Annotated in this window: 1 protein-coding gene; it reads right to left on the reverse strand. The window is 64.0% G+C overall.

The window, feature by feature from the left end; genetic code table 11:
- Nucleotides 1-92 precede the first annotated feature (92 nt).
- Nucleotides 93-1,499 (reverse strand): ABC transporter substrate-binding protein (locus ACFU6I_RS48695; protein WP_384381049.1); only part of this gene is annotated, 1,407 nt, incomplete at its 5' end.

The raw sequence follows: 1,499 nt of genomic DNA on the forward strand, positions 1-1,499 counted from the left end.
GTCGTGGGAGGGCCCCCCGGCCACGGCGTGCAGGATGGTGTGGGACCGATGTCAGTGTCGGTCCCGCACCGGCCCGCGGACTACGTCGTCGGTTACTTCTTGACCTGAACCGCAGTCAGGATCGGGTCGCCGTCCTGGGCGTACTGGACGTTCTGGACCTTCTCCGAGTAGCCGGCGTTGACCTTGTAGTACCAGAGCGGGATGGTCGGCATGTAGTTGACCAGCTCCTTCTCGATCTCCTGGTACCCCTTGACCGACTCCTCGAGCGTGGCGGCGGAGTCCGCGGCCTTGATCTTGGCGTCGAGGCCCTTGTTCGAGAAGAAGCCGTTGTTGCCGGCCGCACCCGTACGGAACAGGTCGCTGATGAAGTTCGCGTTCACCGGGTAGTCGAGCACCCAGCCACCGCGGTAGAACGACTTGACCTGCTTGGCGTCACGGGCGTTCAGGTCGGCCTGGAAGTCGGCCTTCGAGTCGCCGGCGCACGCGACGCCGGTCGCCTGGGTGATGCTGTTGCAGACAGCCTCGACCCATTCCTTGTGGCCGCCGTCGGCGTTGAACTGGATGTAGATCTTGTTACCCGGAACACCGCCGCCCTCCTTGATGAGAGCCTTGGCCTTCGTCGGGTTGTACGTGGTGACGTCACCCGCGACGTTCGGCTGGTAGCCGAGAACACCCTTGGCGACCCAGCCCGTGGCCGGCTCGCGGGTGCCCTGGAGCACCGTCTTGGTGATGGTGGCGCGGTCGATCGCCATCGACAGGCCCTGGAGGACCTTCGGGTCGGTGTTCTTCCACTGCTTGGTGTACATGGCGACACCGAGCGTCTGGATCGCGGAGTACGCCTTGTCCACCGCACGGTCACCGAGGTCGGCGCGGTAGACCGGGAGGTCCTTCGGCGCGATCTGGCGCAGCACGTCGACGTTGCCGGACTTCAGGTCCTCGTAGGCGGTCTCGAGGGTGGTGTAGTTCTTGAAGATCACACCACCGTTCTTCGCCTTGTCGGGGCCCTGGTAGTCGTCGTAACGGACGACCTTGATCTGCTTCTTGTGGTCCCAGCTGACGAACTTGTACGCGCCGTTGCCGACCGGCTTCTCACCGGCGGCCTTCGGGTCCGCGTAGAAGGACTCGGGCAGCGGCGAGAAGACCGTGTAGCCGAGCTTGTACGCGAAGTACGGCAGCGGGTTGTTGAGCTCGATGGTGAAGGTGCTGTCGTCGACGACCTTCAGACCCGACATGGCGTCAGCCTTGGGCTTGGCCTTCTCGCCGTCGGGGTGCACGTCGGCGAAGCCCTTGATGTCGCCGAACCAGGACGCGTTGGTCTGGGCGTTCTTGATGTTCGCGGCCCAGTTCCACGCCTTGACGTAGGACTCGGCGGTGACCGGCGTTCCGTCGTGGAACTTCCAGTCCTTCTTGAGCTTGACCGTCCAGAGCTTGCTGTCCTTGGTGTCGACAGACTCCGCGTTGACCATCACGAGCTTGCCGGAGGGGTCGTAGTCGACCAG

The organism is Streptomyces sp. NPDC057486 (assembly GCF_042802415.1).
Classification (GTDB): Bacteria; Actinomycetota; Actinomycetes; order Streptomycetales; family Streptomycetaceae; genus Streptomyces; species Streptomyces yanii.